Here is a 482-nt window from a genome sequence, read left to right as displayed (position 1 = left end):
GATAGCCAAGCGCACCGGTCTATCGCCACGGCGCTGGGCGTTCAGGCCATCGAGCATCATCACAAGCGTGTACGGTTCTTCTCTACGGTCGAGCTGGTCAACGCGCTGGAACAGGAGAAAGCGCAGGGCAAGGCTGGGCAGATCGCCAATCGCCTGATCCACTCCGATCTCGTGATCCTCGACGAGCTTGGTTATCTTCCGTTCAGCGCTGCAGCCGATGCTCTGCTGTTCCATCTGTTGAGCAAACTCTACGAGCGCACCAGCGTCATCATCACCACCAACTTGAGCTTCAGCGAATGGGCCACCGTGTTCGGTGACGCCAAGATGACCACCGCGCTCCTCGATCGGCTCACCCATCACTGCCACATCCTTGAGACCGGCAACGACAGCTTCCGGTTCAAGAACAGCTCAGCAGCCCAAAACCCGGAAGGAGAAAACCCCATCTTGACCCACCCCTGACATCCGAAACATAATCGCAAGGT

1 protein-coding gene is annotated in these 482 nt (G+C 57.9%); it reads left to right on the top strand.

The features are described from left to right. Nucleotides 1–459 (top strand): ATP-binding protein (locus tag ACODSN_RS16405; protein ID WP_489056556.1); only part of this gene is annotated, 459 nt, incomplete at its 5' end. Nucleotides 460–482: the final 23 nt, after the last annotated feature.

The organism is Sphingobium sp. FG11, from assembly GCF_057809915.1.
Note: the sequence above shows the minus strand (reverse complement) of the source record. Positions and strands in the feature narration are given on the sequence as shown.